Source organism: Streptomyces sp. SID13666 (assembly GCF_010548325.1).
Lineage (GTDB): Bacteria > Actinomycetota > Actinomycetes > Streptomycetales > Streptomycetaceae > Actinacidiphila > Actinacidiphila fildesensis.
In genome coordinates, this window is sequence record NZ_JAAGLX010000023.1 from 113,272 (window position 1) to 138,072 (window position 24,801).

Consider the following 24,801-nt stretch of genomic DNA (forward strand, 5'->3'; position numbering starts at 1 on the left):
CTGCTACCTTCTACCTAACAAATGTTTGGTGGAAAGGTAGCTGATCCTCATCATGGGTGTCTCCACCTCGGCCCCGCAAGACGGAATCGCCGTCATCACCGTCGACTTCCCGCCCGTCAACGCCCTCCCCGTACAAGGGTGGTTCGACCTGGCCGACGCGCTGCGCGAGGCCGGCGCCGATCCGGCCGTCCGCTGTGTCGTGCTCACCGCCGCGGGCCGCGGCTTCAACGCGGGCGTCGACATCAAGGAGATGCAGCGCACCCCCGGACACCAGGCGCTGATCGGCGCCAACCGCGGCTGCGCCGACGCGTTCGGCGCCGTCTACGACTGCGAGGTACCGGTCATCGCCGCCGTGCACGGCTTCTGCCTGGGCGGCGGCATCGGCCTGGTGGGCAACGCCGACGCCATCGTGGCCAGCGACGACGCGACGTTCGGGCTGCCGGAGCTGGACCGCGGGGCGCTCGGAGCCGCCACCCACCTCTCCCGGCTCGTCCCCCAGCACCTCATGCGCGCCCTGTACTTCACCTCCCGCACCGCCACCGCCCAGGAGCTCCACCGGCACGGCTCGGTGTGGGAGGTCGTGCCCCGCGAGAAGGTGCTGGACGCCGCGCTCGCGCTGGCGCGCGAAATGGCGGCCAAGGACGGCGAGTTGCTGCGGCTCGCCAAGGCCGCGATCAACGGTATCGACCCGGTGGACGTCCGCCGCAGCTACCGCTTCGAGCAGGGCTTCACCTTCGAGGCCAACCTCAGCGGACTCGCCGACCGGCACCGGGACGCGTTCGTGTCGACGAAGTCGGCGAAGTCTGCTGAACCGGCGAAGTCGGCTGGACCGGCGAAGACCACCACCCCCGGGCAACCGGTGAAGGAGGAGCGGTGAGTACGGACAAGACCATGACCGCCGACCAGGTCGTCGGCCGGCTGGAGAGCGGGATGACCCTCGGCATCGGCGGCTGGGGGTCACGCCGCAAGCCGATGGCCCTGATCCGGGCGCTGCTCCGCTCGGACGTCACGGACCTGACCGTGGTCTCCTACGGCGGCCCCGACGTCGGACTGCTGGCCGCGGCCGGCAAGATCCGCAAACTGGTCGCCGCCTTCACCACCCTGGACTCGATCCCGCTGGAACCGCACTTCCGGGCCGCCCGCGAGAGCGCCGCCTTCGAGATGACGGAGCTGGACGAGGCGATGTTCATGTGGGGGCTGACCGCCGCCGTCCACCGGCTGCCCTTCATGCCGATCCGGGCCGGGCTCGGCTCGGACCTGATGCGGGTCAACCCCGACCTGCGGACCGTCGTCTCCCCGTACGAGGACGGCGAGGAACTGGTGGCCGTGCCCGCCCTCCGGCTCGACGCGGCGCTCGTCCACCTGAACCGGGCCGACGCGTTCGGCAACGGCCAGTACCTGGGCCCCGACCCGTACTTCGACGACCTGTTCTGCGAGGCGGCCGACACCGCGTACGTCAGCTGCGAACGCATCGTCGACAGCGCCGAGCTCCTGCAGGCAGGCGCGCCCCAGACACTGCTGGTGAAGCGGCACTCGGTCACCGGCGTCGTCGAGACCCCGAACGGCGCCCACTTCACCTCCTGCGCCCCGGACTACGACCGGGACGAGGCGTTCCAGAGCGCGTACGCCAAGGCCGCCGCCGACCCAGCGGCATGGCGGGAGTTCACCGAACGCTTCCTGTCCGGCGACGAGGACACCTACCAGGCCGCCGTGGCGGCGTTCGCGAAGGAGGGCGCATGAACGCGAAGGACACCTCAGGCGTGACCCGCGCCGAGTACTGCGTGGTGGCGTGCGCTGAAGCCTGGCGCGGGGACGGTGAGATCCTCGCCAGCCCGATGGGGACCGTGCCGGCGATCGGCGCCCGGCTGGCGAAGCTCACCTTCTCGCCCGATCTGCTGCTCACCGACGGCGAGGCGATGCTGATCGGCGACGTCCCGGCGATCGGGGGCGCGTCGGAGCTGATCGAGGGCTGGCTGCCGTACCGCCAGCACCTGGCGATGGTCACCGGTGGCAAACGGCACGTGATGATGGGCGCCAGCCAGGTGGACCGGTTCGGCAATCAGAACATCTCCTGCATCGGCGACTGGGAACAGCCCAAGCGCCAGCTGCTGGGCTCCCGGGGCGCACCCGTCAACACCCTCAACAATCCGACCAGTTACTGGGTGCCGAGGCATTCCTCCCGGGTCTTCGTCGCGCGGGTCGACATGGTCAGCGGCGTCGGCTACGACCGCGCGGCGGCGGCCGGGAAGACCGCGACCCGGTTCCACGAGATCCGCCGGGTCGTCTCCGACCTCGCCGTCTTCGACTTCGACACCACGGACCGGTCGATGCGGATCCGCTCCCTGCACCCGGGGGTAACGGCGGAACAGGTGCAGGACGCCACCGGCTTCCCGCTCGTGGTCCCCGCCGATGTCCCGTTCACCCGTGAGCCGACGGACGCCGAACTGCGGCTGATCCGCGAGGTGATCGACCCCCGGGGCCTGCGGGACCGCGAGGTACGGGCATGAGCGGGCCGCCCGACGGGACCCCCGCGTCGTTCGACACCCCGGCCTCGTTCGAGACCCCGCTGACCCAGCTGGTCGGTGTGCGGTACCCGATCGTGCAGACCGGCATGGGCTGGGTGGCGGGCCCCCGGCTGGTGTCCGCCACCGCGAACGCGGGGGCGCTGGGCATTCTCGCCTCCGCCACCATGACGACGGAGCAACTGCGCGCTGCCGTGAAAGAGGTCCGGTCGCGGACCGACGCACCGTTCGGCGTCAATCTGCGGGCGGACGCGGGCGATGCCCAGGAGCGGGTCGGGATCCTGATCGAGGAGGGGGTTCGGGTCGCGTCCTTCGCCCTGGCGCCGTCCCGGGACCTGATCGCCCGCCTCAAGGACGCGGGCGTGGTCGTCATCCCGTCCATCGGCGCCCGCCGGCACGCGGAGAAGGTCGAGGCGTGGGGCGCCGACGCCGTTCTCGTGCAGGGCGGCGAGGGCGGTGGCCACACCGGCAACATCGCGACGACGGTGCTGCTCCCGCAGGTGGTGGACGCCGTCGGCATCCCCGTCATCGCGGCCGGCGGCTTCTTCGACGGCCGCGGGCTGGTCGCCGCCCTGGCGTACGGGGCGGCCGGGATCGCGATGGGCACCCGCTTCCTGCTCACCTCCGACAGCACGGTCCCGGACGCGGTCAAGGCCCGCTATCTGGCGGCGTCGGTCAAGGACGTCACCGTCACCACCAAGGTCGACGGCCTGCCGCACCGGATGCTGCGCTCGGAACTGGTCAATGCCCTGGAACGCTCGGGCCGGCCCGCCGCCCTGCTGCGCGCCCTGCGGCACGCGGCCGGGCTCAAGCACGATTCCGGGCTCGGCTGGCGGCAGATGATCCGCGACGGTCTCGCGATGAAGCACGGCAAGGAGCTGACCTGGAGCCAGGTGCTGCTGGCCGCCAACACCCCGATGATGCTCAAGGCGTCGATGGTCGAGGGCCGCACCGACCTCGGGGTGATGGCCTCGGGCCAGGTCGCGGGCCTGATCGAGGACCTGCCGTCGTGCGCGGAACTCGTCGGCCGGATCATGACGGAGGCCTGGGCGGCGCTCGGCGCGCTGCCCCGGGAGCCGGTGCGGTAAGCCCCCGCAGCCCGGTCGTCAGACGCCCTGGGCCAGCCAGTCGTCGATCTCCGCCCGCAGCCGCGCCTTGGTCCCGTCCGGCGCGAAGGAGGCGTCCACTCCGGCGCGGGCCAGTTCGGCCAGCACCTCGTCGTCGTAGCCGAAGGCGTCACGGACGAGCTCGTACTCGCGCGCCAGTGACACGTTGATCATCGACGGGATGTCGGTGCTGAGCGTGACGAACAGCCCGGCCGCGCGCATCCGCTCCAGCGGGTGCGCGCGCAGCGACGCCGCGAAGCCGAGGGCGACGTTCGACGACGGGCACACCTCGAGCGGGATCCGCCGCTCCCGCACCTCGGCGACGAGTGCCTCGTCGTCCAGGATCCGGATGCCGTGCCCGATCCGCTCGGCTCCCCCGATGTCCAGGGCCGCGCGGATGCTCTCCGGCCCGCAGGCCTCGCCCGCGTGGTGCACGATGTGCAGTCCGGCCTTGCGGGCGGCGACGAAGACCTCCGCGAACGGTTCGACGGGGTGCGCCTCGTCACCCGCGACGCCGATGCCCACCACTCCGGCCCCGGCGTGGCGTTCGGCGAGTTCCAGGGTGCGCCAGGCGCGCTCCACCGACCGGCGGCGGGAGTGGTCGAGCAGCACCCGGCACTCGATGCCGAACGTTTCCTGGCCCGCCGCCAGCCCTTCCAGCACGCTCACCAGCGGCATGTCGAGATCGCCGAGCCGCTCTCCGTGGCCGGCGGCGGTGAAGGACACCTCGGCGTAGCGGGTGCCGTTGGCCGCCTCGTCCTCGCAGAACTCGTAGGCGATCCGGCGGAAGTCCGCCGGCCGGCGGAGGCAGGACCGGACCAGGTCGTTCTGCGCGAAGAAGTCCGCGAAGCTCTCGAAGGCGTGTCCGCCGTCCACCAGATGCGCGGGGATCTCCACCCCGTTCGAGGCCCCGATCTCCGCCAGGGTCTGCCACCGCACGGTGCTTTCCAGGTGGACGTGCAGGTGGGCCTTGGGAAGCGCGCGCAGATCACGCGTCGCGGCGGGAGTCGACGTCATACCGGGAAGCCTGCCACCGGGTGTGGGAGCCGTCGAACGAATTGCCCCGCCGTTCCAGGACCGGCCCTACAACCGCTCAATGATGGTGACGTTGGCCTGGCCGCCGCCCTCGCACATGGTCTGCAGGCCGTACCGGCCGCCGGTGCGCTCCAGTTCGTGCAGCAGCGTCGTCATCAGTTTGGTACCGGTGGCCCCGAGCGGGTGGCCCAGGGCGATGGCGCCGCCGTTGACGTTGACCTTCTCGGGGTCGGTCCCGGTCTCCTTGAGCCAGGCGAGCACGACGGGCGCGAACGCCTCGTTGATCTCCACCAGGTCGATGTCGTCCATGGACAGCCCGGTCTTCTTCAGCGCGTACGCCGTCGCGGGGATCGGCGCGGACAGCATCCGGATCGGGTCCTCGCCGCGGCAGGACAGATGGTGGATCCGTGCGCGGGGGGTCAGACCGTGCTCGGCGACCGCGCGCTCGGAGGCGATCAGCATCGCCGAGGCCCCGTCGGAGACCTGCGAGGAGACGGCGGCGGTGATCCTGCCGCCCTCCACCACCGGTTTGAGGGCTGCCATCTTCTCCAGGCTGGTGTCCCGGCGCGGTCCCTCGTCGATGGTCACAGCGCCGTACGCGACGATCTCGCGGTCGAACCGTCCCTCGTCGATGGCGCGCAGCGCCCGCTGGTGGGAGCGCAGCGCGAGCTCCTCCATCGCCTCGCGGGTGATGCCCCACTTGTCGGCGATCAGTTCGGCGCCGTGGAACTGGTTGACGGGCTGGTCGCCGTAGCGGGCCCGCCAGCCCTCCGAGCCCGCGAACGGGCCCTCGGTGAGGCCGAGCGGGTCGGCGGCCTGCCGGCTGGCGAAGGCGATGGGGATCATCGACATGTTCTGGGTACCGCCCGCGACCACCAGGTCGCTGGTGCCGGAGAGCACCGCCTGGGCGGCGAAGTGCACGGCCTGCTGGGAGGAGCCGCACTGCCGGTCGACGGTCACCCCGGGCACCTCCTCGGGAAGGCCCGCCGCCAGCCACGCCGTCCTGGCGATGTCGCCGGCCTGCGGGCCGACGGTGTCCAGGCAGCCGAACACCACGTCCTCGACCGCCGCCGGGTCGGCTCCCGAACGCTCCATGAGCGCCTTGAGGACATGCGCGCCGAGGTCGGCGGGGTGCACGGCGGACAGTCCGCCCTTGCGCCTGCCGATCGGGGTGCGGACCGCTTCGACGATGTAGGCCTCGGCCATGACTACTCCTCGGTGTCCTTCACGAATGTCGCTTCGTCCATGTCGGTTGTCGATGCCGGTCGTCCATGCCGGTTGTTCGGCTCAGCTCCGGACGGCCACGCCGTCCAGCACCATCGACAGGTACTGCCGGGCGATCTCCTCCGGGCTGTGCTGTCCGCCCGGCCGGTACCAGGAGGCCGCGACCCAGACGGTGTCGCGGACGAACCGGTAGGTGAGCCGGACGTCGAGGTCGGCGCGGAAGACTCCGGCGGCCACCCCGCGCTCCAGCGTCCCCAGCCAGGCCCGTTCGAACTTCACCTGCGAGTCGGCGAGATAGCCGAAGCGCGGCTGGGCGGCCAGGTGCCTGGCTTCCTTCTGGTAGATCGCCACCGCCGCCCGGTGCCGGTCGATCTCCTTGAAGGACTGCGTGACCAGGGCCTCGATGGTCTCCCTGGGCCCGAGGCCGGCGGCCAGCACCTCGTCGTACCCGGCCCACAGTTCGTTGAGGAAGGTCGAGAGGATCTCGTCGACCATCGATTCCTTGGAGTCGAAGTGGTAGTAGAGGCTGCCCGCGAGCATTCCCGCCTCGTCGGCGATGCGCCGGACGGTCGTCGCGTTGTAGCCCTGCGCGGCGAACACCTCGGCCGCGGTCGCCAGGAGTTCGCCGCGGCGCTCGGGGGCGGCGGTCATCGTCGTCTTCTTGCTGCTCTTGCTGCTCTGGCTGCTTTTCGGCACCGGGTCATTCTCGCCTCACGCGTGCTGGCTGCTGGCCGACACGGTCTCGCCGGTCAGGTACGAGGAGTAGCCGCTGGCCAGGAAGACGATCACGTTGGCGATCTCCCACGGTTCTGCGTACCGCCCGTAGGCTTCCCGCTCGGTCAGTTCGGCGAGCAGCTCGGGGGTGGTGACCTTCGCCAGGTGCGGGTGCATGGCCAGGCTGGGCGAGACCGCGTTGACCCTGACCCCGTAGGCGGCCCCCTCGACGGCGGCGCAGCGGGTGAGCGCCATGACGCCCGCCTTGGCGGCGGCGTAGTGCGCCTGCCCCGCCTGGGCGCGCCAGCCGACCACGGAGGCGTTGTTGACGATGACGCCGCCGCTGCCGGCCCGCCGCATCCGGCGGAGTGCGGCACGGGTGCAGCGGAACGTGCCGCCGAGAGTGACGTCGAGGACCTTGGACCACTGCTCGTCCGTCATGTCGACGAGCTCGGTGGTCCCGCCGAGCCCCGCGTTGTTGACGAGGATGTCGAGCCGTCCGTGCCGCTCCTCGGCGAGGTCGAACAGCGCGGTGACGTCGTCCTCGCTGGTCACGTCGCAGGCCAGGCCGGCCACCCGGTCCGCGCCGAACTCCGCCGCCAGCGCCTCGGCGGACTCCTTGATCCGGCGGGGGTGCGCGTCACCCATGACGATGCTCGCGCCCTCCTCCAACAGCCGGCGCGCGGTGGCGCCGCCGATACCGGCGCCCGCCGCCGCGGTGACGACGGCGGTGCGCCCGGCCAGGAGGTCGTGCCCCTGCGGATACGGGGGCGGGGTACCCAGGTTCGCGGTCATACGCGGAACTCCTCCTCGACGGCTGACGGGGCGTACGTTAATCTACCAAACACTTGTTAGGGAAGGCTCGTAGGGGAGGACGGAATCCGATGGACCTCGACTTCACGCCCGGGGAGGACGCGTTCCGGGCCGAGGCCCGCGCCTGGCTCGCCGCGCACGTCCCCGCCACCGCGCTGCCCTCCCTGGAGACCGCCGAGGGCTTCGCCGCCCACCGCGAGTGGGAGCGCGAGCTGTCCGGCGCCCGCTGGTCGGTGGTGTCCTGGCCCGAGGAGTACGGCGGCCGGGGCGCCTCGATCCTGCGCTGGCTGGTGTTCGAGGAGGAGTACTACGCCGCGAACGCGCCCGGCCGGGTCAGCCAGAACGGCATCAACCTGCTCGCCCCGACCCTCTTCGAGCACGGCACCGACGAGCAGCGCGCCCGCGTCCTGCCCGCCATGGCGAGCGGCGCGACCATCTGGGCGCAGGCCTGGTCGGAACCGGAAGCGGGCAGCGACCTGGCCTCGCTGCGCTCCACCGCCACCCGCGCCGACGGCGGCTGGCTGCTGAACGGACAGAAGACCTGGTCGTCCCGCGCCGCCTTCGCCGACCGCGCGTTCGGCCTCTTCCGCAGCGACCCGGCGGCGGACCGGCCGCACCGCGGTCTGACGTACCTGATGTTCGCCCTGGACGCGCCGGGCGTGACGGTACGGCCCATCGGACGCCTCGACGGCAAGCCCGCCTTCGCCGAGCTCTTCCTGGACGACGTCTTCGTCCCCGACGAGGACGTCATCGGCGCCCCCGGCCAGGGCTGGCGGGTCGCGATGAGCACGGCGGGCAACGAGCGCGGCCTCACCCTGCGCAGCCCCGGCCGCTTCCTGGCCGCCGCCGACCGTCTGACCGCGCTGTGGCGCGAGCGGGCGGACCCGCACGACACGGCGCTGCGCGACCGGGTCGCCGACGCGGTGATCGGCGCCCGCGCCTACCGGCTCTTCACCTTCGGCAACGCCTCCCGGCTCGCGGAGGGCGGGGACATCGGCGCCGAGTCCAGCCTCAACAAGGTCTTCTGGTCGGAACTCGACATCAGGCTGCACGAGACCGCCCTCGACCTGCTCGGCGCCGACGGCGAGCTCGCCGACGGGGACGACGGCGGCGGCTGGGCGGAGGGCTACGTCTTCTCGCTCGCCGGGCCGATCTACGCCGGAACCAACGAGATCCAGCGCGACATCATCGCCGAGCGGCTGCTCGGCCTCCCGAAGGGACGCCGGTGATGCGGTTCCTGCTCGACGCCGAACAGACCGCCTTCGTCCGCACCCTGGACCAGCTGCTGGCCGCGGCGGACACCCCGGCCGTCGTCCGCGCCTGGTCGGCGGGCGACCACGGCCCGGGCCGCGCCCTGTGGGAACGTCTCGCCGGGACCGGCGTCTTCGCCCTGGCGGTCCCCGAGGAGTACGACGGCCTCGGACCGCTCCCCGTCGAACTCGCCGCGGCATTCGTGGAGCTGGGCCGGCACGCGGTGCCGGGGCCGCTGGCCGAGACCATCGCCGTCTGCGCCCTCCTGCGGGGACTGGGAGACCGCGGTCCGGCGAAGGAATGGCTGCCGCGCATCGCCTCCGGCGAGGTGCTCGTGACGCTGGCGCCGGCCGGCTCGTACGCCCTGGACGCGGATGCCGCTGACGCGGTCTTCCATGTCGTGGCGGACGGCCTCGCGCTCGCGACCGGCCACGGGCCGGTCCGCGCCTCGCTCGACCCCGCCCGCCGGCTCGCCATCCCCACGGGGGGCGAACCGCTCATGCCCGGCCCGGCCGTACGGGACGCCGTGCGCGAGGCGGCCGACTGGGCCTCCTTCGCGACCGCCGCCCAGTCCCTGGGCACCGGCCTCGCCCTGGTGGAACAGACGGTGGCCTACGTAAAGCAGCGCACCCAGTTCGGCACCGCCATCGGTGGCTTCCAGGCCGTCAAGCACCAGCTCGCGAACGCCCTCCTCGGTCTGGAGTTCGCCCGCCCGCTCCTTTACGGGGCGGCGGTGGCACTGGCCGGCGGCTCGCCGGGCGCGGGCCGCGACATCGCCGCTGCCAAGGTCGCCTGCGGCGAAGCGGCGTATGCGGCGGCCCGCACCGCACTGCAGCTGCACGGGGCGATCGGCTACACGGCCGAGTACGACCTTTCGTTGTGGATCGGCAAGGCGACCGCGCTGCGCACGGCGTGGGGCACGCCGGCCGAGTGTCGGGCGCGGGTGCTTTCGGGGTAGCCGGGTGCGTCCTGGGTACGGGGGCCGGGCTCTCCGGCGCAGGGGTTCGAAATCGACTATTTACGGGCCTGGCGGCCCACAAATAGCTCGGCAGCACTTCGAACCCCTACGCCTCCGATCCCGGCCCCCTCGCCGCCGTTCGAACGCTTGGGCGCCATTGCCCGCTCCCCACTGCGTCTGCTGTGATCCTCCGGTTGCAACTCGTGACCAACCCGATTGACCAGGGGGCTATATGAGGCTGCGTCAGCTGTTCGTTTCACTGGTGGCGGGAGCCTTACTGCTCTCCACCGCCGGTGCCGCCGCTGCCACCACCACCGCGCCGGCGAACGCCGGCACCGCACGGACCGAGTGCTCGGCGTCCTTCTTCGAAGGAGACCCACGGCTCGGCCCGGAGGTGCTGCCCACCAGGGGCGCCGTCGGGAACGAGCTGTTCCTGTACCAGCGCACGGGCGGGCTCTCCGAGCAGGCGTTCCTGTCGACGTACAACACCGGCACCAGTTGGATCTACCCGCCCCAGAACGGCTACGTCATCGGCCCCGACGGCCGGCCCGTCGAGTGGCAGCAGACCCTGCTCCCCGGCCAGGACATCGACCGGTTCGGCAGTGAGTACGGCTCCTTCCTCGCACCCGAGGGCCTGCCGTACGCCAACCGCTCCATCCCGCCGCAGAGCCTGGACGGCACTCCCGCGGCCGGTTGCAACTACCACGACTACCGCGTCCTCAAGCCCTTCACCGTGGACGCGGGACCGATCGCACCCTGGTTCGCACAGCCCGGCTACGGCCTCCAGTACCAGCTGGACGCGACCCTCGTGCCCGGCTCCCCGACCGCTCTCAACGTCATGTGGCTGGTGGCCAACGGCTATTTGCAGCGGCTTGTCTAGGGCCTACAAAAAGGACGACCGCCGAGGGTGATGATACGGAACCGACGGTAGTCGCAAGCACGCTGTACAGGAGCGTTCCGGCGTGGACAGATGTCGCGCAGGCGGAAATCGGAAGATCCGATGGCGGCCTCCAAAGCCGTTACCGGTGATCCACGCTCAGTGACCGCTGCCGCGATGAACTCAGCAGATGGCCCCGCCGGGCACCATCAGCTGCCTACCGGGCGGTACTCCGCGACGGTGGTCCGGAAGAAAGCGATCCGGCTGGGAGGACCGTAGGGGCCTGAGAGGGGCCATACTGGGGGTAATGACGAAATCAGCCGTGACCCGCCGCCACCTGCCCGCCAGCCCCTTCCGGATTCCGGTCGCCCCTCCCGTCGAGAACTTCGAGGTGGGTGACCGGGTAACGCATGACGTCTATGGACTCGGCCGAATCATCGGTGTCGAGGACGAGGTCGCCGTGCTTGCCGACTTCGGATCCCGCCAGGTACGGATCATCAAGCCGTACTCGAAGGTAACGAAGCTCTGAGGTTCCTGGCCGCGCCCCCGCAAGGACGCGGCCAGGATTCTCCCCGCCCGCCGCCCTGAGCCCAAGGGACCTCAGGGCCGGCTCGAACTCCGGCATGCCCGCGCCCGGCGCGAGACGCCGGCCAGTATCCCGGCTCCGGTCCACCGGGCCGCCGCACCATCTCTTCATGCTCCAACTCCCCACCGTTCAGACGTGTTCCCAGCCCGTGAAGTTCCCCGGCTCCGGCACGAATCTCATGACTTTCGCGGCCCGGGGGTCGGTTCAGCGCGCCAGTGAGGCCCCGTCGCCCATGGCGATCACCGGGTGGCTCCGCGGGTCGAGTGCGCGCAGCAGGTCGACCATGTGTGCTGCGGACAGGCTGACGCAGCCGTGCGTCGGGCCGCCGTGGTCGACGTGGATCCAGATGCCGCCGCCGCGGCTTTTGCCCAGCGGCTGTCTGCTGTCCAGCGGGGACGCGCCCGGCACGCGGTTGTAGTCGATGGCGACGACGTAGTCGAAGGACCCGCCCAGCGCCTCGCCGCGGAATCCGGTGCCGCCCGCGGTGAAGCCCTGGGAGTGGTGGTACGGCAGTCCGCTGCCCGGGTCGGGCTTGAAGCCGCCGGCGTCGCTGAGCGTGAAGATCCCTACGGGGCTGTGCAGATCGCCCTCGTGGTGTGTGCCGGTCCAGCCGCGCAGGGCGTTGTGCGCGGGCCAGGCGGCTCCCGCCCGCCAGCGGCCGTCGGCGGCCCGCGTCCACAGGGTGACGGTGGAGTCGGAGGAGTCCTTCGCCCGGCCCGAGGCGAGCAGTACCTGGTGGGAGGCGGTGGGGATCGCCGCGAGGGTGGCGGGGCCAAGACCGGGGATCCGGTCGGTCGCGTGGCCGGCGGGCGCGTTGTCCTGGGCGGCGTCGGCCACGGTCGCCGACGGGGGCCCTGCGCCGGTCCTGACGACGGCGGGGACCGAGGCCGCCCGGTCCTGCGACCGCGGGCCGATGAGGGGGTCGATCGGGCCGATGGAACCGAACCCGAACCAGGCCGCTGCGGTGGCCAGCGACAACACCGTCGTCACCCCGGCCAGGGCGGCCGTCCGGCCGGAAGCGCGACGCCGGGACCGGTGCCGCGCGCGGTGGCGGCCATGGCTGGTTCGCGTTTCGGGCACTGTGACGGGCCTCATGGGCAGCGATACTCGCAAAGTCCGGGCCCGCTGGGGGCCTCCGGGCCGACATCCGTCCCAGATGTCCTGACCCGTCCCTCACACATCCGGGAGGGGAACTGATGAACAATCGCACGATGGACGAGACCTCCCCGTACGACAGTGCCCTGCCGGACGACCGCGACCGCGACCCGTCGGGGCGGGCCCGCAACGCCCGGCCGCGCGACGGACTCGGCCGGCCCCTGCCGTACGGGGCGCCCGGCGTGGAGCGGCAGCCCGAGGGCGTGCCGCGCTCCCCCGGGCAGTCGCTGGCCGAGGCGCAGCGACTGCTCGACGCGGGGCTGCCGTTCCACGCCCATGAGGTGCTGGAGGACGCGTGGAAGGCGGCCGACGAGCCGCAGCGGGCGCTGTGGCGCGCCCTGGCACAGCTCGCCGTGGGGCTCACCCACGCGCTGCGCGGCAACGCGTCGGGCGCGGCGACCCTGTTGCGCAGGGGCGCTGACGGCATCGAGCCGTACCGGGACGCCGCGCCGTACGGGATCGACATCGCGGGCCTCGTCGGCTGGGCCCGCGAGCTGGCGGACCGTCCCGGTGCGGCGCAGGGCGCCCCGGCTCCCCGGCTGGTGGTGGAAGAAGGCCTGTAACGCGTTTGGACGCCCGGCCCAAGTACAGATGTAAGACATCGCTCATCTGTTCAAGGAGTCGCCCGTGCAAGCGAAGCATTCGATACCGCCACCTGGCCGCGCTGCCGGCTCTTCTCAGAACGCTCACACAGCGCTCTCACAGGACTCTCACACTGGCTCGGGATGATCAGGTCAACCGGGGCGACGAGAGAGGGCCCGCCGTATGAAAAAGCGTCTGCAGCCCATGCGCGGAACGGTTCATACCCTGTCCCGTCTGCTGGGCAGGACCGGTGTCCTGGTCGTGGCCTGGCTGACCGTCACGGTCGCGGGGACCGGAGTGGTCGTCGCGACGGGCGAGTCGCCGTTCGCGGCCTCCGAAGCGGTGAGTGGGCCCGCTGTGTTCGCCGGGCTTCCCGGGGTGTCGAACACCGTGCACGCGACGGCGAGCATCAAGCAGGTCGGAGCGCTCTTCGACGGCGGGCTGTCCGGCGGCCACTACTGCACGGCGAGCGTGGTGCAGAGCGCCGGCAAGAACGTCGTCGTGACCGCGGCGCACTGCCTGTCCGGGGGTACCGGCGACACGGTCTTCGTACCGGGTTACCACGACGGCGAAGCACCGTACGGTGTCTGGCCGCTGGAGAGCGTGACGCTCGCCCCGGGGTGGACGAGCGGCGCGGACCAGGACCTGGACGTGGCGTTCGCCGAGGTGGCGCCTGTGAACGGCCGTGAGATCCAGGACGTGGTCGGCGGCTACACGATCGGCACCAGCGGTAGCGGCGACAACGACGGGACGACGGCCACCACCGTACGGATCACCGGCTACCCGTCCACCGCGGACGCACCGCTCACCTGCTACAACGACGCCACGGCGTACACCGCCGACCAACTGCGGATCGCCTGCAGCGACTACACGGGCGGGACCAGCGGTAGCCCCTGGGTCACCGGCCTGGACCCGGACACCGGTACCGGGACGGTCATCGGTGTCATCGGCGGCTACGAGGAGGGCGGCGACACTCCGGACGTCTCGTACAGCCCGGCCTTCGACAGCGTGATCGGTTCCCTTTACGAGCAGGCCGTCGCGGCCTCGCAGTAGATCGGTTCGATGGAAAAGATGCTTGCGCGAAATCGAATCACCCACCGGCGCCGGAGCGCAGGGTCCGCGCGTGTAGACGTCGGCCCCGGGACCCGGAGTTGGCCGCGGATCCCGGGGCCGACGCTGTCACACCCTCACCCGCCCCGACGGCGGGTGAAGGGCCCGACCCAGCAGGCGGCGCAACCTGGTGGGTCGGGCTGGTCGTTGGCCTGGTCCCATCTTCAATGCCCGGTCTTGAGCGGGGCTCGTGACGGGCTGTAGCACGGCCACGAGCGACGAGGCCCCTGCCGGTGCCCGGGGAAGGGCCGGCGGGGGCCTCGCGTTCGATGGGCCGCTGTCAGCCGCGCAGCAGGAAGTCGTACACCGCCTGGCGTCCGGCGTCGCTGGTGGCCCGGCTCTGCACGGAGTGCGCCGCTCCGGGCACGATCACGACCTGGCCGAGCGGCGCCATCTTCGCCTCCTGGCGGAGCCATTCCATCGGGGTGGACACGTCCCGGTCGCCGCCGAGCAGCAGCACCGGCACCCGGGGCAGTTTCCGGTGCCGGGGCGGGGCCGCCGGCACGGGTTCGCGCGGCCAGTCCAGGCAGCTGAGGATGAAGCCGTTACGGGTGGCGGTGGCCGCGTCGAAGGGCCAGGTGCGGGCCGGTGCGAGCTTGCGCTCGACCCGGTCCAGCGTCGCGGCCCGGCCGTCGACCGGAGTGTCGGACGTACCCCACGGGTAGCGGTAGTCGGCGCACAGCGTGCTGGCGTGCAGACCCTGGCTGAGTTGCTCGGCCGTGGCCGCCGACCCTTCCCGGGTGCCGTCGATGTACCCCTGCAAGGTCTGCGGCTGGCCTGCCGCCGCCAGGTGCAGCGCCTCGGGGACGCCCTTGAAGTCGGGGTCGACGAACTCGTAGGTGGTGATCATGTCCAGGACGGCGGGCCCGTTGTGGTAGGTCCGCACCACCTGGGCGAGGTCACGGGCCGGGTCGGTGGTGCACGCGGTGGCCGCGCAGGCGGCGCGCAGCACCCGGGCGGTGGCGGTGAGGGTGGTCAGGTCCGGCAGGTTGTCGCCCTGCTGCGGCACCACCGAGTCCAGCACCAGCCGGTTGACCCGGTCCGGGTGCGCCAGTGCGTACCGTTCGGCGACGAAGGTGCCGTAGGAGACGCCGTCCAGGGTGATCCTGCGGGCGCCCAGCGCCTGCCGCAGCAGGTCCAGGTCGCCGACGGTGTCGGCGGTGCTGAAGTAGCGCCGGTCGGGGCCGATGGCGGCCGCGCAGTCCTTGACGGCCTGGGGAGTGGGCGGCGTCAGGTCGGAGGATCCCATCTCCTTCTGGAGTTGCGGGCATTGGAGCGCGCCCGCGCCGGTGCCCCGCTGGTCGATCATGATCATCCGGTACTGGCCGAGTACGGGCGCCATGATGCCCGCGATCCTGGTCATGAGGGGCACGCCCGGCTGTCCCGGTCCTCCGGCGAGAAAGATCAGATCGCCCTTGGGTGCCCGGGTGTTGCCGGTCATGGCCACGCTGAGCGCCAGGGTGCCATGGGTGCGCCCGGAGTGGTCGAGCGGGACGGCGAGGGTGGCGCAGGTGAATTTCTCCTGCCCCGGGCACGGCGCCTGCCCGGTGAGGTGACCCGTGCGCTGGGGCGCGGTGGCAGGCGCCCCGGCGGGAACGGCCGTGGGGGCCGCCCCTGCTGTGAGCGCGCCGGCGGCCGCCAGGGCCACCAGCCCCGTCATCGTCCGTCTGCGGAACCGCACTGCGACCATGGACCCGTCCCCAATCCCCGTTGTTCCGCCGTTTTGTACGGCTGAACGGGGGCGCGCCGCCCGGACTCCCCCGTCCGTCCGACGGTGCGCCCCCGCACCGCACAGGCTGCTATGTGCCCCGCCGTACCGCGAGCGTTTGTGCCAGGATTCGATGAGGTTCAAAGGGTGAGCGGGCCGCGGGGCCCCGGGGGAGAGCATGATCCGACTGGCAGTGGACTCCACCGGGCTGGCCAGGTCCCGGTTCGCCGTCTCACCGCTGATCGAGGCGGCCGGCACCCTGATGCCGTGGGGAGTGCGGGGACCGCTGAGCGCGGACCCCTGGGTGTACCGGGCCCGGCGGCTGCTGCGCCGGGAGGACCTGCCGCTGCTGACCGCGCTCGCGGTGGACCGGGCCGGTTATCTGCCGGACTTCCTGACTCCGTATCCGAGTGTCCCCTCCCCCGATGTCGCCGACGAGTTGGAGCAGGTGCGCACCACCCCGCCGGAGCGGGTCGTCGCCGAAATGGAGGCGGTGCGGGTCGGCCGCCCCGCGAACGGGCTGGCGGGACGGGAACTGCCGGACGTGGTGCGCGAGACGCTGGACCGCGGCGGCCGGTATCTGGCCGAGCGCGCCGCGGACGAGCTGGGCCGCTACTGGGAGAGCGGCTTCGCGGCCCACTGGCCGCAGGCCCGGGCGGTACTGGAGGCCGAGGTCGACCAGCGGGCCCTGACCCTGGCCCGCTACGGCGCCGCCCGCCTCTTCGACTCGCTGCATCCGTCGATCCGCTGGGACGGCGGAACCCTCCGCGTCGACAGCCGCTTCGAGGTGACCCTGCCCGTGCCGATGGTGCTGCTCGTGCCGTCCCTGGTGGCCTACGCGATCGGCGTCTCCATCGACCCGGTCCGGGGGGTGCCGCTCCGGCCGCCGGCGCTGATCTACCCGGCGCGGCCGCCGGCGGCGGACGGGGCGCCGCCGAGCGCCGAACTGGCCCGGCTGCTGGGCCCGACCCGCGCCGATCTGCTCGCCTCGCTCGACCGGCCGGCGACCACCACGGCGCTGGCCGCCACCCGCTTCCTCAGTCCCGCGACGGTCTCGTACCACCTGGGTGTCCTGCGCAGGGCAGGGCTGGTCAGCAGCACGCGGTCGGGCCGGGAAGTGCTGTATCTGCGCACTCCGCAGGGCGGGCGGCTGCTGTCCTCCCCGCCGGGGTAGCCCTCAGCCCTGCTCGGCCGGTGCGGTCAGCAGGCCCAGCGCGGTCAGGTCGTCGACGGGCTCGTGGACGCTGCAGGAGCCGACGGACGTGAAGGCGGAGCGCACCCGCGCGACGCCTTCGGCGCCGAGCCGCTCGACGCGGTCACGGACCGTGCCGGCCGTCCGCTCGGCGAGCAGCGCCGCCACCGCGTCGCTGCCGGCCCCGTCCAGCGCCGCTTCGGTGGCCAGCAGGACGTTGAGGAACCCGTGGTGCTCGAAGCCGGTCGCGGGGTCGGTGTGCCGCAGGGCGTGGTGCAGTCCCGCGGTGCATTTGAAGGCCAGTCCGCGGCTCGCGCAGGTGATGATCGCCCCGGCCAGTTCCGCCTCGCCGGGGAACGCCGCGGCGGCGGTGCCGCCGGTGCGCAGTTTGGCGTGGTGCCGGCTCGCCGCGAGGGCGTCGGCCACGTCCGGGCCGAGGGCGCCGCGCGGTACCTCCACATGGGCGGTGACGTCCGCGGGCAGCTCGCGGTCGAGGACGGCGAGCGCCGCACCGATCGCGGCGCCGTCGGGCAGCGCGATCTCCACGGCCGCGAGACGGGCGCCGGACACCTTCGCGAGCAGGTCCAGCGCGGGCGGCAGGGCCGGGGTGCCGCCGGGCACGGTCAGGCCGATGCCGATGACGTCGTCGCCGGGGAGCGCCGCGATGGCGGCGGCGAGCTCGCCGAGCCGGGGGGCCGGGAAGACGAAGGGGCCGACGAGGTCCGCGAACCACGCCGTCCGGTGGCCGAGGTGCGCGGGCAGCGCCCGCGGCAGCGGTACGTCCCCGGGCGGGAACAGTGCGGCGTCGTCGATCAGTCCGGACCAGGCGGTGTTCATGAAGCGGCCTTCCCTTGGGGTGGCGCTGCCGCCACCCGCGTGGAGGGGACCGGTTCGCCCGGTCCCCTCCACGGATCTCAGCGGGTCAGCTCACCTTTCGTCAATCCTTCAGGAGATTGAAGTTACTGGTGGTGACCGCTCCCTTCTTGATCTTCACGGTGGTGGTGGTCGGCTGGTAGCCGTCCTTGGCGATGATCAGGGTGAGCGGGTTGTTGCGGACGTCGAGCCACAGGGCGTACGTACCGTCCGTGCCCGTCTTGAGCGTGTAGTGCGTCGCCCAGGTGTTGATCTGGACGGTCGCACCCGCCAGCGGCGTGCCGGCGCCGGTCACCGTACCGGTGATCTTGCCCCAGGTGGCCGGGGGCTTGACGGTGAACGTGACACCGATCGGGTCCAGCCGGTAAGGGGTGTCACTGGTCAGCGCCAGCGAGGCGTGGAACGTGCCGGGCTGGGTGACCTCCGGGACCGACGCGTCCAGCGTGACGGTGAACGAGACCGTCGCGCCGGCCGCCACGGTCAGCTTGTCCGTGCTCTCGCTCAGCCAGCTGACGTCGGCGCTGTCCGACTGGTCGTAGCCGGGCAGCAGCTCAGCCGTCTTGACGGGCGTCTGGCCCGCCAGGCCGCCGATCGCGTAGAAGCCCGGTCCCGCGCCGCCGCGGTAGACCGACGCGTTGGCGTTGGGCAGTGCGCTCCAGGTGTTGTCGGCCGGGTTGTAGGCCCACGCCTGGTTGGTGATGGCCGCACCGCTGTTGATGGCGCCGCCGGCGATCAGCAGCAGGCCGTTGGCGGAGGTGTACGACGTGCCCCACTGGTCGGTGGGCTGGTCGGCGATCGGCGACCAGGCGTTCGTGGCCGGGTCGTAGACGTAGCCGTGCTTGACGGTGCCCGCGTCGGTGGTCCCGCCGGAGCAGTACAGCTTGCCGCTGATGGCGCCGCACGCCTCCCAGGAGATGGCCTCCGGGTAGGCGGCCGCTGCGGACCAGCTGTTGGACGCCGCGTTGTAGACCGACACGTCGGTCGTGCCGCAGGCGGTCGCGGTGCAGCCGCCGACGACGTACAGCTTGTCGTTGACGACGGCGCTGCCCGAGCCGGCGTACGGCTTGGGGGTCGCCGCGCCGGTGGACCAGGTGTTGGCCGCGGTGTCGTAGATCTCCAGCTTGGCGTCCGGAGCGCCGGAGGCTCCCCAGCCGCCCGCGATGTAGAACTTGCCGCCGATGACTCCGTGGGCGGGTGCCTCACGGGTGTCGGCCGCGGCGGCCTTCTTGGTCCAGGTGCCCGCGGTCGTGTCGTAGGCGTACAGGTCGCTGGTGTCCGCGGCCCCGGTGAAGCCGAAGCCCGAGTAGACGGTGCCGTTGGCGACGCCCACGGCGTTGTCGCCCGTGGTCACCGGCAGGTCGGCGATCGTCTGCCAGGCGGTGCCGGCCGCACCCTGCGCCGCGGGGGTGACCCGGGGCGCCTTGTCCGACGTGAGCGCCAGCTTGGACGTGCTGGTCTTCACGAGGTTCAGCGGGGCTCCGCCGGTCTTCGCGATGACGAAGTCACCCGCGGTCTCGCCGACGTTCAGGGTGGCGGGAGCGGTGCCGGTGTTCTTCACCGTCACCTTCTGGGTGGCGGTGCCGCCCCAGGCGGCCGTCTTGCTGATGGCGCCGGGAGTGACCTGCAGCCGGCCCGCCTTGAGCGCGAGGTCGGCGCGGACGGTGCCGTCCGGCGGCACGTTCGCGGTGGCACTGGCCTTGGAGTAGCCGGCGGCCGCTGCCGCGAAGGGGTGCTTTCCGGTCAGGTGCGAGAACACCCAGTAGAAGCCGTCACCGAGCGCCGCGTCGTCCGGGGTCGCCGCGGTCGTGGTCTTCTCCGCGGGGGCGTCGGCGCTGGTCACCGTCGCACCGTTGACACCGGTGTGGGTGTTGGCGTCCGTCACGTTGCCGACCACCAGGCCGCCGGGGACCGGGTCGTAGGAACGCTGGCCGACGAAGACGTTGTCCAGCTCCCACCAGTAGGCCCAGGTGCCGGAGTAGTGGAAGCGCAGCCGGACGTCGCTCTTGCCCGCGTAGGCGGTCAGCGGCAGGTCCACGTGCTGGGGGCCGAGGAGCGAGGTGGTCGTCTGGTGCCACAGCGTGGTCCAGGTGGTCCCGCCGTCGGCGCTGACGTCCACGTCGGCGGTCGAGTTGGAGTAGCCCTTGTACTCGGTGTCGAAGCCGACCACCGGGGTGGTCTTCCCGGTCAGGTCGAACGACGGGGAGAGCAGCTGGCTGTCCTGGTGCTTGCCGCTGCCGATGTGGTCGCTGTCGATGATGGCGAAGCCGCCGGTGCCACCGGTCTTGTTGGTGCGCTTGCCGGCGTCGTCGAAGCCCCAGCCGCCGGTCGTGCCGTCGGCGTTGGTCACGCTCCAGCCCGCGGGCGCGGTGGTGGTGGAGTCGAACGGTTCGGTCGCGCCGTTGAGGTGGACGGCGTAGCCGGGAGCCTGCGCGGCGATCGCGTCGACCGGGACGGCGACGTTCACGGTCTGGTCGGCGGTGCCGACCGCGACGACCTTGTCGACCGACTGGTAGCCGGTGTAGGCCGCGGTGACGTGCAGGGTGTAGGAGACGCCCTGCGGGAGCGTCAGCTGGTACGCGCCGGTGGCCGGGTCGGTGAACACCGGGCCGCCCGGTACTCCGTTCACGGTGATCTTCGCGTAGAGCGGCCAGCCGTGCCCGGATCCGTCGGCGACCTTGCCGGAGACGGTCTGGCGCGGCACGGCGTCCAGGGCGAACGACTGGGTGACCGTACCGCCGTCGGTCAGGACGACCGAGGCGACGGTCTTCGTGGCGTAGCCGTAGGCGCTCGCCGAGACGTCGTAGCTGCCCGGCGGGATGTCGAGCTTGTAGCCGCCGGCGGCGTCGCTGACGGCGCTGTGGTCACCTGCCTTGACCTGCGCTCCGGCCAGTGGCGCGCCGGTGGCGTGGTCGGTGACCGTACCGGAGATCACGCCGTGCGGTCCGCTGCGGAAGGCGTCGAGGCCGTTCGGGGTGCCGAGGCCGGTCGGGCCGTCGTAGCCGGTGCCCGCGGTGCACAGGTAGGCCGGCGTGCAGGTGCCGTTGATGCCCGTGGTCACGTCGTTGAGCGAACCGGGCTTCGCGTACGGGTACGCGTTCGGGTAGGTGCCGGCGCCGGGGGTGCCGGCCGCGGCGTACACGCCCGCGATGATCGGCGAGGCGGCGCTGGTGCCGCCGTACACCGACCAGCCGGAGGCTCCGTAGGTCTGGTAGACCGCGACACCGGTCAGCGGGTCGGAGACCGCCGAGACGTCCGCCACCGCGCGCTTGGCGCAGGGCGTGTCCGTCTGGAAGGCCGGCTTGGGCTCGTAGAGCGAGCACCCGGAACCGGGCCCGCCGTACGAGTTGTGCCAGACCGACTCCGTCCAGCCACGGCCGCTGCCCGCGTCCCTGGCCAGCGCGGTTCCGCCGACGGAGGTCACGTACTGGGAGGCCGCCGGGTAGCTGACGCCGTAGTCGCTGTCACCCGAGGACGCCACGATGGCCACGCCCGGGTGGTTGTAGTACGGGTCCATCGCCGTGGTCTCCGACGGGTCCTCGCCGCTGCCGGGCGTGGAGTCGTAGCCCGTGCCGTACGAGTTGGAGACGTACTTGGCGCCGAGTGCGACCGCCTGGTCCACCGCCGCGCCGAGGTTCTCGAAGCTGGGGTCGTCCGCCTCGACCAGCAGGATGTGGGCGTTGGGGGCGGCCGCCGACACCATGTCGACGTCCAGCGAGATCTCACCCGCCCAGCCGGGGTCGGGAGCCGGGTAGTCGGTGCCGCCGCGCTGACTGACCTTCTTGAAGCAGCCGTTGGCGGTGGTGCAGGCCGGGAGTCCGTACTGCGCCCGGTAGACCGCGAGGTCGGCCTCCGCGGTCGGGTTGTCGTAGGCGTCGACGATGGCCACGGTCTGGCCGGCGCCGCCGTCGGCGGGGAGCGCGTAGGCGCTCTGCAGGTCCCCGGGGCCGAAGCCGTTCGGGGTCGCCGCGTTGATCCCGACGGTGCCGCGCAGGTCGGTGCGGCGCAGCGCGAAGCAGCTGAACTGACCGGGCTTGGCGGCGCCGCACTGGGCCGTGACATCGGGCCGGGCGGCGGAGGGGGCGGCCGACGCCGTTGCGGCGGCGGGCAGTTGGAGACCGAGCAGGGCCACGGTGGCAGAGGCGGCGGCGGCGATGACCGACGCCACGCCTCTGCGTCTTCCGGGCCGCCGCTGTATGGGTATACGCAAAGCAGGACTCCTGGAATCTGACCGGAGCCGGCCGGTACAGGGGTCGACCGGCCGACAGCGGGTCCAATGGACCGCTTGCGTATTCCTACGCCTCAGCCGTATCAGCGGAACGTGACAAGGTTGTCGGATACCTGACAGTCATCGACCCGGCATTCGGCGTCACGTTCCTGTCAATCGGACGCCGCGGCTCCGTCTGCGGCCTCGTTCGCGGCCCTGTTCGCCTGCCCACCGGCGGCACCGCCCACCCCGGCGCCCTTCGCCGCGCCCGGCTCGTCGAGCCAGCCGTGCCGGGCCGCGTGCCAGACGAGTTGGACGCGGTTCTCCACGCCCGCCGCACGCTCCATCACCGCGAGATGGCGCTGCACCGTACGGACGGCGACCCCGAGCGCGCGGGCCATCGCCTGGTCGGTGCTGCCGTTCACCAGCATCGCCAGGATCCGCAACTGGACGGCACTGCGCCCACCGGAACCCCGCTCCCGCAACGGCGTACTCGACGCCCACACCGCCTCGAAGAGCGCGACGAGAGCGTCCAGCAGACCACTGGGACGCACCAACAACATGGCCGGGCCCGGCACTTCGACCTCGGGGGCCAGCGGCAGCAGAGCCAGCGACCGGTCGGCGATGCAGAGCCGCATCGGCAGGCTCTGCGCCACCCGGACCTCCTCGCAGGCCGCTCGCCTGCCGCCCGCGCCGCCCAGGGCGCCGGGGGTCTCCAACGCCGTCCGGTCGCGCACCACCCGGTGGCGGACGCCCTCGTCGAGCCGCTCCGCCACGTCCAGCGGGTCGTGCCACTCGCCGTCCGCGGGAAACGGGCCGCGGACGAACGAGGCGACCTCGGTCCGCGCGGAGCGCCGCAGTTGCTCGGCCCACAGGCCGGCCGCGCCGTAGCCCTCCACGACCTGGACGATCTCCTCGGACCGGTACCCCTCGTGCACCCGCTGGTACTCCACCGCCAGCCGGTCCAGCAACTCCCGCCCCTGCCGCAGCTGTTCCTGGGTCCTGGCCACGAGCGGCAGCAGTCCGACCCGCGGTGGCGCCGGATACCAGCGCCCGTCACCGCCGGACCGGGCCAGCCCGCGCGCCCCGAGCTCCGCGCAGACCGCCTCGGCCCGCGTCACCGGCACCCCGAGGTCCCGGGCCAGCCCGGCCGCCGCCACACCGCGCGTGGCCACCAGTAACCCGTAGGCCCGGTCCGCATCGGCGCTCAACCCCAGGGCCTCAAACGGACGTTCGGTCATGATCGGGCACACTAGCCGGAGTCGGCGCGCGGATCCCCCGGAATGCGGGTATGTCACACAGCCGATACGTAGCGTGACGTGCAGGGTCGCCCGCGCACTGCCACCACTTAAGGACCCGCGCGGCCCGACCGGCTACGCGGTGGAGCCCACGGCGTGCGGGCCGCGTACGGTCGCACTGCCGGGAACCGGCTCGGACGGGTCCGCGCCCAGCGCGACGATCCGGTTGCCCTCGCCGACATGCACGATCTTCGGCTTCAGGGCGCGCGCCTCGGCGTCGTCGACCTGGGCGTAGCTGATCAGGATGACCAGATCGCCAGGGTGCACGAGATGCGCCGCGGCCCCGTTGATCCCGATCACACCCGAACCGCGCTCGCCCTCGATGACGTACGTCTCCAGCCGGGCGCCGTTGTCGATGTCGACGATATGGACCAGCTCACCCGGCAGGAGGTCGGCCGCCTCCATGAGGTCGGCGTCGATCGTCACCGAGCCCACGTAGTGCAGGTCGGCCTCGGTCACCCGGGCTCGGTGGATCTTGGACTTGAACATTGTACGCAGCATCGAGGCACTCCTGGACCTAGGCTCCCTGCCTGCGTTTATGCAGGTCAAGGGCAGTTTCTCTACCTTACAACGAGTCGCATGTTCGGTCAGCTTTCGCCTGGTTTTTGAGGACTGATGCTGACTAATTGCTGACTTCCCTGACGGTCCATCAGTCATATCGAAGATCATCCACAGGCAAACGGCGTCCGCCTCGCCGAGGCGAGGTCAGCCTACGCAACCACCAACCAGGACGCGATCAGGGCCACCCAAACAGTAAGCCGTCGACTCCTTTGCGCGAGGCGACGCATCCTCCCAAACCTCGACATGTCGTTCTTTATCAATCGCCGCGGAGTGAGCCGTCGACTACGGCCCGAGCGGCGCAGCAACATAGCGGCACTTCGCCGGTTAGCCAAACCGGCGATTCTCCGGATTATTTCCGCTGTCCGCGAGAGGCACCTGGCGGTGGCAATCAGCAGGCGCTCACAGCACGCGTGAACAAGCGAACGAATCAACCGCAGATCCACTGACCCGTCCGACCAGAACCCCGGGAAGATATCTTGCTCGAATCCTCGCCCATAGTCCCTAGTCGCCGTGAGGCCATGACCTGCCCGGCACACGAACGTCGCCCTGTCGAGCCGGTGCTTCTGGACACAGCCGAGGTCGCGATGATGCTCAATATGTCCACCAGCTGGGTCTACAAGGAAGCTTCGAAGCTCGGCTTGAAGGGGTACAAGCTCGGCCGTGGCCGGAATGCCAAGGTCCTCTACAAGAGGACTGAGGTCTTTAAGTGGCTGGAGCACCAAAAGATCCATTGACCGGGTACATCGGGCGCGTCGAGGCAAGGAGCGTAGGAAAGTCATTGGGATCCCCCGGCACCCCGCGACTACTGATCATCGTGGACGAGGCCGGCGGCAATACCCGCGGCATCGGCGCTGGTACGAACAACCTCCTGACCGGCAACAGCCGAATGCTGGCCATCTGCAACCCAGGGTCCTTCGCAAGATCGTGATCGGTCCGGTTTTGTCAGGTGAGGCCGAGGGTCTGGACGGGGCGGCGGTAGTCGCGGGCGGTGTGTCGTAGGGCGGCGGCGATGTTGGTGTGGCCGTCCTGGCG

22 protein-coding genes are annotated in these 24,801 nt (G+C 71.7%); 12 read left to right on the forward strand and 10 right to left on the reverse strand.

From position 1 onward, the window contains the following. The first annotated feature begins 52 nt into the window (after positions 1-52). Genes G3I60_RS26395 through G3I60_RS26410 form a run of 4 tightly spaced genes read left to right on the forward strand, consistent with a single transcriptional unit; the run spans position 53 to position 3,610 of the window. Positions 53-877, forward strand: a complete 825-nt coding sequence (locus tag G3I60_RS26395; RefSeq protein ID WP_164607811.1) for an enoyl-CoA hydratase family protein — start codon at positions 53-55, stop codon at positions 875-877. Positions 878-891: 14 nt separating this feature from the next. Next, complete coding sequence (locus G3I60_RS26400) at positions 892-1,740, forward strand: CoA transferase subunit A (RefSeq protein WP_164293553.1); 849 nt, start codon at positions 892-894, stop codon at positions 1,738-1,740. Then, complete coding sequence (locus G3I60_RS26405; RefSeq protein WP_164293489.1) at positions 1,737-2,507, forward strand: CoA-transferase subunit beta; 771 nt, start codon at positions 1,737-1,739, stop codon at positions 2,505-2,507. Before G3I60_RS26400 ends, G3I60_RS26405 begins: the two co-directional genes overlap by 4 nt. After that, entirely contained in the window at positions 2,504-3,610 is a 1,107-nt protein-coding gene (locus tag G3I60_RS26410) for a nitronate monooxygenase family protein (protein WP_164293488.1), read from the forward strand. Before G3I60_RS26405 ends, G3I60_RS26410 begins: the two co-directional genes overlap by 4 nt. Positions 3,611-3,628: 18 nt before the next feature. Here G3I60_RS26410 and add read toward each other — a convergent pair whose 3' ends face one another. From add to G3I60_RS26430, 4 genes are all read right to left on the reverse strand, one after another. After that, positions 3,629-4,645, reverse strand: a complete 1,017-nt coding sequence (gene add, locus G3I60_RS26415) for an adenosine deaminase (RefSeq protein WP_164293487.1) — start codon at positions 4,643-4,645, stop codon at positions 3,629-3,631. Positions 4,646-4,711: 66 nt separating this feature from the next. Further along, positions 4,712-5,869, reverse strand: a complete 1,158-nt coding sequence (locus tag G3I60_RS26420) for an acetyl-CoA C-acetyltransferase (protein WP_164293486.1) — start codon at positions 5,867-5,869, stop codon at positions 4,712-4,714. Positions 5,870-5,950: 81 nt separating this feature from the next. Beyond that, on the reverse strand, positions 5,951-6,538 hold the full coding sequence (locus tag G3I60_RS26425) for a TetR/AcrR family transcriptional regulator (RefSeq protein ID WP_138354248.1): 588 nt from the start codon (positions 6,536-6,538) through the stop codon (positions 5,951-5,953). Positions 6,539-6,598: 60 nt separating this feature from the next. After that, positions 6,599-7,396, reverse strand: coding sequence for an SDR family oxidoreductase (locus G3I60_RS26430; protein WP_164293485.1), 798 nt, complete (start codon positions 7,394-7,396; stop codon positions 6,599-6,601). A gap of 89 nt (positions 7,397-7,485) precedes the next feature. Between G3I60_RS26430 and G3I60_RS26435 the strand changes: the two genes are divergently transcribed. The 4 genes from G3I60_RS26435 (at position 7,486) to G3I60_RS26450 (ending at position 11,029) form a co-directional block, all read left to right on the forward strand. Further along, the gene (locus G3I60_RS26435) at positions 7,486-8,643 is read left to right on the forward strand and encodes an acyl-CoA dehydrogenase family protein (protein ID WP_164293484.1); all 1,158 of its coding nucleotides are present in this window, start codon (positions 7,486-7,488) and stop codon (positions 8,641-8,643) included. Next, positions 8,643-9,623, forward strand: a complete 981-nt coding sequence (locus G3I60_RS26440) for an acyl-CoA dehydrogenase family protein (RefSeq protein ID WP_164293483.1) — start codon at positions 8,643-8,645, stop codon at positions 9,621-9,623. Before G3I60_RS26435 ends, G3I60_RS26440 begins: the two co-directional genes overlap by 1 nt. 232 nt (positions 9,624-9,855) lie before the next feature. After that, positions 9,856-10,503: a TNT domain-containing protein gene (locus G3I60_RS26445; protein WP_164293482.1), complete on the forward strand. Its 648-nt coding sequence runs from the start codon at positions 9,856-9,858 to the stop codon at positions 10,501-10,503. Between the two features lie 304 nt (positions 10,504-10,807). Beyond that, positions 10,808-11,029: a hypothetical protein gene (locus G3I60_RS26450; protein ID WP_138354203.1), complete on the forward strand. Its 222-nt coding sequence runs from the start codon at positions 10,808-10,810 to the stop codon at positions 11,027-11,029. Between the two features lie 261 nt (positions 11,030-11,290). Here the strand turns inward: G3I60_RS26450 and G3I60_RS26455 are convergent, their stop codons facing one another. Next, the gene (locus tag G3I60_RS26455; RefSeq protein ID WP_343240929.1) at positions 11,291-12,076 is read right to left on the reverse strand and encodes a L,D-transpeptidase family protein; all 786 of its coding nucleotides are present in this window, start codon (positions 12,074-12,076) and stop codon (positions 11,291-11,293) included. Positions 12,077-12,282: 206 nt separating this feature from the next. Here G3I60_RS26455 and G3I60_RS26460 point away from each other — a divergent pair, with 206 nt between their 5' ends. Both G3I60_RS26460 and G3I60_RS26465 read left to right on the forward strand, forming a co-directional pair. Then, the gene (locus tag G3I60_RS26460; RefSeq protein WP_203673879.1) at positions 12,283-12,804 is read left to right on the forward strand and encodes a DUF309 domain-containing protein; all 522 of its coding nucleotides are present in this window, start codon (positions 12,283-12,285) and stop codon (positions 12,802-12,804) included. Between the two features lie 202 nt (positions 12,805-13,006). Further along, a complete protein-coding gene (locus G3I60_RS26465) occupies positions 13,007-13,876 on the forward strand; it encodes a serine protease (RefSeq protein WP_239070257.1) in 870 nt (289 codons plus the stop codon). A 337-nt stretch (positions 13,877-14,213) separates the two neighbouring features. Here G3I60_RS26465 and G3I60_RS26470 read toward each other — a convergent pair whose 3' ends face one another. Further along, entirely contained in the window at positions 14,214-15,623 is a 1,410-nt protein-coding gene (locus G3I60_RS26470; RefSeq protein WP_164293480.1) for an alpha/beta fold hydrolase, read from the reverse strand. A 196-nt stretch (positions 15,624-15,819) separates the two neighbouring features. Between G3I60_RS26470 and G3I60_RS26475 the strand changes: the two genes are divergently transcribed. After that, positions 15,820-16,815 (forward strand): helix-turn-helix transcriptional regulator, encoded by a 996-nt coding sequence (locus G3I60_RS26475; protein ID WP_164293479.1) that lies wholly within the window; start codon positions 15,820-15,822, stop codon positions 16,813-16,815. 3 nt (positions 16,816-16,818) lie between these two features. Here the strand turns inward: G3I60_RS26475 and G3I60_RS26480 are convergent, their stop codons facing one another. The 4 genes from G3I60_RS26480 to panD all read right to left on the reverse strand — a co-directional run bounded on the left by G3I60_RS26480 (position 16,819) and on the right by panD (position 23,709). Continuing rightward, positions 16,819-17,670 (reverse strand): hypothetical protein, encoded by an 852-nt coding sequence (locus G3I60_RS26480; protein WP_138354207.1) that lies wholly within the window; start codon positions 17,668-17,670, stop codon positions 16,819-16,821. 100 nt (positions 17,671-17,770) lie between these two features. Next, positions 17,771-21,871, reverse strand: coding sequence for a carboxypeptidase regulatory-like domain-containing protein (locus tag G3I60_RS26485; protein WP_343240927.1), 4,101 nt, complete (start codon positions 21,869-21,871; stop codon positions 17,771-17,773). Between the two features lie 212 nt (positions 21,872-22,083). Further along, complete coding sequence (locus G3I60_RS26490) at positions 22,084-23,151, reverse strand: LuxR family transcriptional regulator (RefSeq protein ID WP_164293478.1); 1,068 nt, start codon at positions 23,149-23,151, stop codon at positions 22,084-22,086. Between the two features lie 132 nt (positions 23,152-23,283). After that, positions 23,284-23,709, reverse strand: a complete 426-nt coding sequence (gene panD / locus G3I60_RS26495) for an aspartate 1-decarboxylase (protein WP_164607813.1) — start codon at positions 23,707-23,709, stop codon at positions 23,284-23,286. A gap of 536 nt (positions 23,710-24,245) precedes the next feature. Here panD and G3I60_RS26500 point away from each other — a divergent pair. Next, complete coding sequence (locus G3I60_RS26500; RefSeq protein WP_239070260.1) at positions 24,246-24,503, forward strand: helix-turn-helix domain-containing protein; 258 nt, start codon at positions 24,246-24,248, stop codon at positions 24,501-24,503. The last annotated feature ends 298 nt before the right edge of the window (positions 24,504-24,801 follow it).

Bases quoted from the DNA above. Each gene is read 5' to 3' on its own strand.
- G3I60_RS26395 (WP_164607811.1), top strand. From the start codon at position 53: ATGGGTGTCTCCACCTCGGCCCCGCAAGACGGAATCGCCGTCATCACC.
- G3I60_RS26400 (WP_164293553.1), top strand. From the start codon at position 892: ATGACCGCCGACCAGGTCGTCGGCCGGCTGGAGAGCGGGATGACCCTC.
- G3I60_RS26405 (WP_164293489.1), top strand. From the start codon at position 1,737: ATGAACGCGAAGGACACCTCAGGCGTGACCCGCGCCGAGTACTGCGTG.
- G3I60_RS26410 (WP_164293488.1), top strand. From the start codon at position 2,504: ATGAGCGGGCCGCCCGACGGGACCCCCGCGTCGTTCGACACCCCGGCC.
- add (WP_164293487.1), bottom strand. From the start codon at position 4,645: ATGACGTCGACTCCCGCCGCGACGCGTGATCTGCGCGCGCTTCCCAAG.
- G3I60_RS26420 (WP_164293486.1), bottom strand. From the start codon at position 5,869: ATGGCCGAGGCCTACATCGTCGAAGCGGTCCGCACCCCGATCGGCAGG.
- G3I60_RS26425 (WP_138354248.1), bottom strand. From the start codon at position 6,538: ATGACCGCCGCCCCCGAGCGCCGCGGCGAACTCCTGGCGACCGCGGCC.
- G3I60_RS26430 (WP_164293485.1), bottom strand. From the start codon at position 7,396: ATGACCGCGAACCTGGGTACCCCGCCCCCGTATCCGCAGGGGCACGAC.
- G3I60_RS26435 (WP_164293484.1), top strand. From the start codon at position 7,486: ATGGACCTCGACTTCACGCCCGGGGAGGACGCGTTCCGGGCCGAGGCC.
- G3I60_RS26440 (WP_164293483.1), top strand. From the start codon at position 8,643: ATGCGGTTCCTGCTCGACGCCGAACAGACCGCCTTCGTCCGCACCCTG.
- G3I60_RS26445 (WP_164293482.1), top strand. From the start codon at position 9,856: ATGAGGCTGCGTCAGCTGTTCGTTTCACTGGTGGCGGGAGCCTTACTG.
- G3I60_RS26450 (WP_138354203.1), top strand. From the start codon at position 10,808: ATGACGAAATCAGCCGTGACCCGCCGCCACCTGCCCGCCAGCCCCTTC.
- G3I60_RS26460 (WP_203673879.1), top strand. From the start codon at position 12,283: ATGAACAATCGCACGATGGACGAGACCTCCCCGTACGACAGTGCCCTG.
- G3I60_RS26465 (WP_239070257.1), top strand. From the start codon at position 13,007: ATGAAAAAGCGTCTGCAGCCCATGCGCGGAACGGTTCATACCCTGTCC.
- G3I60_RS26470 (WP_164293480.1), bottom strand. From the start codon at position 15,623: ATGGTCGCAGTGCGGTTCCGCAGACGGACGATGACGGGGCTGGTGGCC.
- G3I60_RS26475 (WP_164293479.1), top strand. From the start codon at position 15,820: ATGATCCGACTGGCAGTGGACTCCACCGGGCTGGCCAGGTCCCGGTTC.
- G3I60_RS26480 (WP_138354207.1), bottom strand. From the start codon at position 17,670: ATGAACACCGCCTGGTCCGGACTGATCGACGACGCCGCACTGTTCCCG.
- G3I60_RS26490 (WP_164293478.1), bottom strand. From the start codon at position 23,151: ATGACCGAACGTCCGTTTGAGGCCCTGGGGTTGAGCGCCGATGCGGAC.
- panD (WP_164607813.1), bottom strand. From the start codon at position 23,709: ATGCTGCGTACAATGTTCAAGTCCAAGATCCACCGAGCCCGGGTGACC.